The following is a 7,914-nucleotide window of genomic DNA, read 5'->3' as shown; positions in this document are numbered from 1 at the left end:
GCACGAGCGGGATTGAGCTTGACGCAAGGCAGATCAGTCAGAGCTTGCTCGAGTTCCCGGTGGTAGGCCCCCGTCGCCTCAAATGCCACTCGTTCGACCGGCCATTGTCCCAGCCATGCAATTAAGGCTTTGTGGCCGCTCGCAGTATTGGCAAACTGCTGGCTGCTGCCTGCAGGATAGGCATGAGCATCGAGTGTTGCTTTTGAGATATCGATGCCGATGGTTTGTGGTAGGCAGTCGCTCATCTTTTCCGCTATCCTATTCTTGTCATCCGGGCCCCGAAGCCCCGGTTTCCGTTCAGGCCTGATGGAAAAGAAAGGGGTGATCACACTAATCGACGGTCCTCAACAACCGAGACAACTTCGATCCATCCCCTTTCGCCCGATCCGGAATGGCCTTCCCGGATCGGGCATCTCTTACTGGACCAAACGGCCTAGAAAGTCATAAGACAAGAGGGTCCAGCTAAGGCACAACAGCAGGGGAGCGGATCATGCAGCATAGGAAAGTGCCTGAAAATCTAAAGAGGCGTTGTATCTCTCTTGATGGAAATTTCTCGCTCTGCTGCTGGGCATAATTGGGCTTTGTTTTTCCGCGCCGGCCGCGCCTCGGCCTGCTGGTTCGATCGGTCGGGATCTCGAAGTGACCGATCAAAAGCAAACGGGGAGGGGACCGGAATCGATAACGTAAAGAATCTTTCGCACTTTCAGATTTGACGGCTCCTTCTACAATGACGGAAGGAGCGAAAGGATGGACGACGAGAAGGATGCTGTGATGGGTCAGGTGATCCGGATCGACGAAGCGCGGATCAAGGATCACCTTGGTGAGATGGTGCGCGGGACGGTTGAGAGGCGCTGAATACGATGCTCGACGCGGAGGCGCACCGATTGTGCGGCGCGGGGCGCTATGAACGCAATGAAGGCCGCCAGGACAGGCGAGCCGGCAGCTACGAGCGGGCCCTGCACACCAAGGCGGGCGAGGTGAAGCTGAAGGTGCCGAAGTTGCGCCGCCAGACCTTCGAGATGGCCATCATCGAGCGTTACCGACGGCGGGAGAGCTCGGTCGAACCGGACACCGCTCCTCTTGGAACCGTCGCTGGGGTTCTCCGACGGCCCGATAAGCGAAACCGGGACGAACGATGCGGTCTCTGGAGATTCCAATTTGGGCGGCGAGAACTTCTTTCGCCAGGCGTATATCTGTTGCGGAAGAACGTCGTGCCGGCGCGCCACATCCGAAACGCTGCCATCCGCACCGAACGCTTCCTGCAATATCGAAAGCTTCAGTTCTGTGGATCATCGACGTTGTCGCTCGGCACCCGTCAGGATCTCAACCTTGGCCATTCATACCCTGTTACGTCACAAATGAATCATCTGTGTCGTAACTTGCGCTAATTCCGCACCTAAACAAAACCGACTCACCGGACGCTCACGATGATCCCGGTCCCTGCTGGTGTGAAGGTCTGGTTGGCAACCGGCCATACGGATATGCGCAAGGGCTTTCCTGGTCTGCCGCTGATGGTGCAAGAGACGCTGAAGCGCGATCCGATGTGCGGACACCTTTTTGTGTTTCGCGGTCGCGGTGGAGGTCTGCTCAAGGTCATCTGGCATGACGGCCAGGGAGCCTGCCTGTTTACGAAGAAGCTGGAACGCGACGCTTCATATGGCCGTCGGCGGCCGTCGGCACGGTGGTGATAACGCCGGCGCAGCTCGGTTATCTTTTGGAAGGGATCGACTGGCGGATGCCGCAAAAAACCTGGCGACCGACGTCGGCAGGATGAGCAAAAGCACTGGAATGGCGGGGTCGAATATGATTGCATCCTACCATGAACGATGCGGCCGAACAGCTTCCTGACGACCTTGCCAGCGCGCTTGCACTGCTGGCGCAAGAGCGTGCCCGGCGTATCAAAGCCGAGGCGGAAGCCGCCAGTGCCAAGGCGCTCGTGTCACATTCAGAAGCGCTGATCGCGCGGTTGAAGCTGGAGATCGAGAAGGTTCGTCGTGAACTTTACGGCAGCCGGTCCGAGCGCAAGGCGCGACTTCTCGAGCAGATGGAACTGCAACTCGAGGAACTCAAAGCCGACGCTGGTGAAGACGAACTGGCGGCGGAGATTGCTGCCAAGGCCTCGACCGTCAGGGCCTTCGCGCGCAAGCGTCCTTCACGCAAGCCGTTTCCCGAGCATCTGCCGCGCGAGCGTGTCGTCATCGATGCCCCGACAAACTGCTCCTGCTGCGGCTCGGCCAAGCTGTCGAAGCTCGGCGAGGATATCACCGAGACGCTTGAGGTCATCCCTCGTCAGTGGAAGGTCATTCAAACCGTGCGGGAGAAGTTTACCTGCCGCGAATGCGAGAAGATCACCCAGCCGCCCGCGCCCTTCCATGTGACGCCCCGTGGCTTTTGCCGGGCCGAACCTACTGGCGATGATCCTGTTCGAGAAGTTCGCCCAGCATCAGCCGCTGAACCGTCAGAGCGAGCGCTATGCCCGAGAGGGGATCGATCTCAGCCTGTCGACGCTTGCCGACCAGGTCGGTGCGTGTGCCGCGGCCTTGAAGCCCATCCATTCACTGATCGAGGCGCATGTCATGGCCGCCGAACGGCTGCATGGCGACGACACGGCAGTGCCGATCCTGGCGAGAGGCAAGACCGACACCGGCTGCATCTGGACCTATGTCCGGGATGACAGACCTTTCGGCGGGCTGTCACCACCTGCGGCTCTGTTCTACGCGTCGCGAGACCGGCGACAGGAGCATCCTGAGCGTCACTTGAAGACCTTCACCGGCATTCTGCAGGCAGATGCCTATGGCGGCTACAATCCGCTGTTCAAGGTAGACCGCGATCCCGCGCCTCTGACGCAGGCACCGTGCTGGGCACACGCGCGCCGCAAGTTCTTCGTGCTCGCCGACATAGCCATGAATGCCAAACGTGGCAGCAAAGCCGCGCCGATCTCGCCGATGGCACTGGAGGCCGTCAAGCGGATCGACGCCCTGTTCGACATCGAGCGGGAGATCAACGGACTTGCCGCCGAGCAACGACTGGAGCACCGCCGCAGGGACAGCCAGCCGCTCGTCGAAGAACTGCACGATTGGCTCCAAACCTAGCGGGCAAAACTGTCGCGCAGTTCTCCCGTCGCCGAGGCAATCGACTACATGCTGAAGCGTTGGAACGGCTTCACGTCCTTCCTCAACGACGGCCGGATTTGTCTCACGAACAATGCCGCCGAGCGCGCGCTCAGGGGTTTTGCTCTCGGAAGGAAGTCATGGCTTTTTGCCGGATCGGATCGCGGTGCTGACCGTGCCGCGTTCATGGCGACGCTGATCATGAGCGCCAAGCTCAACGACATCGACCCGCAGGCTTGGCTTGCCGACGTGCTCGCCAACATTGCGGACACGCCGGTCAGCCGACTGGAGCAACTGCTTCCGTGGAACTGGACATCCAAGGCGCTGAACGCTCAGGCGGCATAAGCTGCGGCCCTCACCGGATGCTTACGGAAAGCCGGGAAGCGGCGCAGGAGAAGGCCGCCATGATCATCGAGGACCTACGCCGCCAGAAGCTCGGGAAAGCGGCCGATTTGATCGAGGCGCATATCGATGAGACCCTGACCTTCTACGCCTTCCCCGACAGCCATTGGCTCAAGATCAGAACCAACAATCCGCTGGAGCGGATCATGAAGGAAATCCGCCGGCGCACCCGCGTCGTGGGAGCCTTCCCGGACGGCCAAAGCTGCCTGAATCTGGCGGCGGCCCGGCTGAGGCACATCGCGGGCAGTCAGTGGTCGACGCGCAAATACATGAATATGGACCCGCTCTACGCGGAGCAGACCTCAACCCACGGAGCTTTCGCCTCATAAAAAGGGCGAAAGATTCTGGACACTACCACCGATAACAGCTACATCGAAAGTTTCAACGGCAAGTTCCGCGCCGGGTGCCTGAACGCCCATTGGTTCATGAGTCTTGACGATGCACGGTCAAAGATGGAGGATTGGCGTAGAGACTATAACGAATTCCGGCCACACAGCGCGATCGGCAACAAGGTGCCGATTTCGCTCATGAACGGCTCATCGGCACCCCCGCCCGCCTGAGCCTTAACCCCGGAAAATTCCAGCTCCCGCTGGCCCAAATTTGGGGGGCACTTCAGCCACCGGAAAACTCTAACCATAACTGGTCCAGTTTGAAGGGGGCAGATCACTTCCCACTTGGCTGCCCGACGCTCCGGGTTGATCCATGTCCGGGGCAGGTGGTACCGAAGGTACTGTAGAGCCCGATACTGACCCCTGGGATCCTTGTCGTACTGGTAGGGCTATCTGATGCCTTGATTGAGAATTTGAACGTCCCGTTGTGGCCCACGGTATCGCCTTCTGCCGGACAGCGTTGTACCTGCCCAAGGAGACGGCATCACTTAGCTTTTTGTATGTGCCCATAATTCTCAAATAAGCGTCAAAAACGCTAGCACTATTCTCTCCTCGCGCACATAGTGCCTCCATTCGTTGTTTTGCTGTCCGTTCGGAACTCTCTTGCCGCCGAATCACGGGCAAATCAAATCTTTGTCTCGTGAACCAATCCTTCAAGTTTCCCAGAAGGTCTTCAGAAACCGTAGCGGCAATAGATTTCTTTGAACCCGGAGCAAAATGCTCCGCTGACTGCAATTCATGCGCTATGCCTGTGAAAGGCTCCTTTTCAAAACGCTCAAACTCGCTGGCGGGTTGGATTGGGTTGGTCGTAAATTGCTGAAAATCTTCCACGATGTCCAGGATGGTAGGCGTGCCGAAATATGTGTCCATAATTTCCCGGTTCTCTCCCCCCTCTTTCCTTAAAGCTGCGGCATAATCGGGGGGATCCGGTTCCTGAACAGCTGTATAATCGGGGATAGCCTTGTGTTGGGATTCAGCCACGCGGTCGATGAAGTCCCTTTTCAAATGGCTATATTGCAAAAGATGGTATCCGATATCGTCGCCTAATTCCTGGCTATGGACTGGCTCCATAGTTTGAGTATTGGAGATCCCAAACCCAACGAAAGGACCAGCCGGAAGCGATGAGGTTTTACCCGCTATTCCCATTTTGGAGGTATTTGTTAGCTTACAACATTGCAGCTTAAATTTGGGCGGAACTCCACTATCATCTTCAATCGCCTTACGATAACTTAGCGTTACCATCTTTCCGGTAGCGCCTTCTGTGGCTAATATTCCAAAATGGCACGGCAGCTTAAGATTCTTATCGGTTAAAAATTTTATGATATTGGGGAGTGTAATTATATTATACTTAAATTTGTATTCCATGTAAATTCCCCGTCGGAGGGGATCCGGGTGATGTTTCACGGAAAAGCCTGTTGCGTGGAATTCGCCGTTCAACTGAATAGGGTTGTAATCGCCCGCTGAGCCAACAGGAAGCTTACCTTTTCCTTCAAAAGTCATTAAGCCCCGATACCATTTTGCTACTGCTTTTGAACTAGTATGTTTGAGCAGGTCATGATCGTTCGTTTTTAGGAATTTTTCCTCGATAATATCCTTGGCTGCCGTATACGCCTGATCTGCATCTATGCTTGCATTGGCTAAGCCGACTCTTTCACTATCATGCAATCGGGACGTATCCCGTTTCAGCTCTGCGAGCTCGACGCCAAGCTTCGCGAGAGCAAGATTGAATTCATCATAACTATGTGAAATAAATTCTTTAGAATTTTTTTTAAAATTACCTATATGGTAGCTATTATTCCACACCAATCTATTTATTTCGTCATTATTATCGCTGTCTTCATATTTAATAAACTCTATATACTTACTTCGCAAAGATTCTAATTTTTCCTTAATTTCAGGGAAAGTTTTAGCAGGATAAGTATTCAATTCCGCGATAGTCGAGTCATTTTCTCGGCGGTTTTCAATAATCTCATCGAGAAGTTTTCGGGATTCAGGGATGCTTTTTGTTTTGTTGGGATCCAGAAACAGACTGGTTGTGCCTGGTAGCTTCAAAATAAACAAATCTTCTCGCCCAGCTGCTGCCACAGATAAGCCCAAGCCTAGCTCCAGGCCCGCAGCGCCGACGACCGGTATGGGATGTGCGGGATATGATGGTCCTTTTACCTTGCACGCCCCTTCAAGTTCCCCTTTAAATTCCATTCCCCACCTCTTGACGACCGCTCCCGGAAGAGGGTTTACCTTTCTAAGGATATTCCTCGGTAGGTCCGCCGACTCACCATTTGAATGGCTTTGCAAATAGTCGGGTACCGATTGGTATACGTGTTTAATCAAATTGATAAGCCGCTTGTTCCCCAGCTTCTCGGCAATTTCCAGGATTTGACTTTGATTGGCCACGCCCTTAGGGACTTTTTTATTTGTGAGAAAGAGAGGAGAATCCGGATCGTGACCGGGAAGGCCGAACCATTTTCCTGCCCAGTTTTCACTTTTGCGAGCTCTCTGATATATCTTGCGAGCATACTCACTCGCTGAATAGTGCGTTGGATTCAGCATATTGGCCACTTTGGCGTTGGCTCGATCATTCATGGCTATCTTTTCGAGATCGTTAAGATTGCTTACGATCATCCTCTCGTGCGTCCCGGATTCACTAATTTTACCGCCAGCATCGACGCCAACGACAGTACCGACATGAAAATCTTTACCACCCTTCTGCTTTACATCGATGGTTCGTTGTCTGCTAAAGAGAGCGTCTCCTTCCTCGTTTATCATAAACGTTTTCTTAGACTGGAATTCCGGCTCCAGTTCTACCTTTACGGGGCCGGCGTCGAAGCCGAGGTTAAGGGAATATTTTTTTTCCGTGATGAATTTGGTTTCGGGTTGATGATTTTTAAGGCCTTCCCGCACGGGGAGTGGGATTCGAGCGATCTCACGGGCTGCTCCTTCTTCCATCAGGGTTGGAGCGCCATGAGACAGATGGAAGCGCTTCAACGCCGTAAAGAGCTTAGAAAGCTGTTCATACTTGGCAGATAATGGACTATTCTGCTTTTTGAGAGCATCCATCTGCTTGGCAGCCGATCGGAAGGTATCGGCAATTCTGAGGTAATCTTGACCGGTAAAAGCCTTATCCCCAGGGATAGTCTCGCACTCTTTTTTTAGCTCACTGAGTTCTATAACCAAGTCGAAAACTTTACCGTCTGGTTCGGAGAGGAGATTCATGAGAGCTTCGAGTATTTTACAGAACTGGCCAGCATTTGGCTCGCAACTGGGCTCGCCTGGAAGACTGCTGTCGGAAGGTGAATGGGACTCCTGACTTTGCGCTCCTTCCCGAAAGACCTCGGCGACGGAAGTCGTATTCTGCACCACGTGATTAACGTTCCGGCGAGCACTAAGCGAAGCAGGAGGATTATTAGGAGGAGCAGGCGTCGAGACGATAACATTGGATGAAATAGCGGGTCCTATTTTGAACATGATGCTTGGTACCTCCAGCGAATAGCCGCGTTTGAAATGCGGCAAAAACTCGTAACGCGAGGGTTTGATTAGAGGACTCGAAACGAGGAATTTATAGTTCAAATATATTATAACTCTGGCCGCCACTTAAAAATGCCACCTGTGGCAGTAACGTGACACTACAATTTTGGCCGTAATGCCATAAGGCATGATACCCCAGAAAAGTAGACGAAATAGCCGTGACCAGCGTGGCAGTCGGCCGGTTCGCATTCATCCAGTTGGTAGTGTCAGAATCTTTCGCCCTTTATCAGGCGACGGCTCCGTGGGTTGAGGTCTGCTCCGCGTAGAGCGGGTTCATATTCATGTATTTGCGCTGACCTGCCACTGAACTTTCATCCAGCGGCGATTAGAGCCTCGGCGGTTTTCATTACGCCACTTGGCACGGTGGGAGCAACCGGCGAAAACGCGTAGCCTTCATCTTGCGCAGCGTTGGAGCCGGTTGCGGCGATGGTTCCGGCATAGCTTGCCGGGGTCAGATATCCGAGCGATGAGTGCGGCCGGGAATGGTT

3 protein-coding genes and 6 pseudogenes are annotated in these 7,914 nt (G+C 54.1%); 5 read left to right on the top strand and 4 right to left on the bottom strand.

Annotated features, from left to right (window positions below; translation table 11 throughout):
- A pseudogene (locus tag DUT91_RS25670) lies at positions 1 to 245 on the bottom strand (IS110 family transposase); the annotation flags it as partial.
- Between the two features lie 615 nt (positions 246 to 860).
- Between DUT91_RS25670 and DUT91_RS27620 the strand changes: the two are divergent.
- Positions 861 to 1,004, top strand: a pseudogene (locus DUT91_RS27620) (transposase); the annotation flags it as partial.
- A 198-nt stretch (positions 1,005 to 1,202) separates the two neighbouring features.
- Here the strand turns inward: DUT91_RS27620 and DUT91_RS27615 are convergent.
- Positions 1,203 to 1,265 (bottom strand): annotated as a pseudogene (locus DUT91_RS27615) (hypothetical protein); the annotation flags it as partial.
- A 162-nt stretch (positions 1,266 to 1,427) separates the two neighbouring features.
- Between DUT91_RS27615 and tnpB the strand changes: the two are divergent.
- From tnpB to DUT91_RS24080, 4 genes and pseudogenes are all read left to right on the top strand, one after another.
- Positions 1,428 to 1,688 carry an IS66 family insertion sequence element accessory protein TnpB gene (gene tnpB, locus DUT91_RS24095; RefSeq protein WP_425373840.1) on the top strand — a complete coding sequence of 87 codons (261 nt, stop codon included), beginning with the start codon at positions 1,428 to 1,430 and terminating at the stop codon, positions 1,686 to 1,688.
- A gap of 131 nt (positions 1,689 to 1,819) precedes the next feature.
- A pseudogene (tnpC, locus tag DUT91_RS24090) lies at positions 1,820 to 3,455 on the top strand (IS66 family transposase).
- Between the two features lie 17 nt (positions 3,456 to 3,472).
- Positions 3,473 to 3,841 (top strand): transposase, encoded by a 369-nt coding sequence (locus DUT91_RS24085; protein ID WP_425373839.1) that lies wholly within the window; start codon positions 3,473 to 3,475, stop codon positions 3,839 to 3,841.
- A 27-nt stretch (positions 3,842 to 3,868) separates the two neighbouring features.
- Positions 3,869 to 4,072, top strand: a pseudogene (locus DUT91_RS24080) (integrase core domain-containing protein); the annotation flags it as partial.
- A 69-nt stretch (positions 4,073 to 4,141) separates the two neighbouring features.
- Here the strand turns inward: DUT91_RS24080 and DUT91_RS24075 are convergent.
- On the bottom strand, positions 4,142 to 7,468 hold the full coding sequence (locus DUT91_RS24075) for a hypothetical protein (RefSeq protein WP_147272275.1): 3,327 nt from the start codon (positions 7,466 to 7,468) through the stop codon (positions 4,142 to 4,144).
- Positions 7,469 to 7,737: 269 nt separating this feature from the next.
- Positions 7,738 to 7,914, bottom strand: a pseudogene (locus DUT91_RS24070) (IS3 family transposase); the annotation flags it as partial.

The sequence above is a fragment of the Paramesorhizobium salinisoli genome (assembly GCF_003335045.1).
GTDB classification, from domain to species: Bacteria; Pseudomonadota; Alphaproteobacteria; order Rhizobiales; family Rhizobiaceae; genus Paramesorhizobium; species Paramesorhizobium salinisoli.
This window is presented reverse-complemented; position numbering and strand designations above follow the sequence as displayed.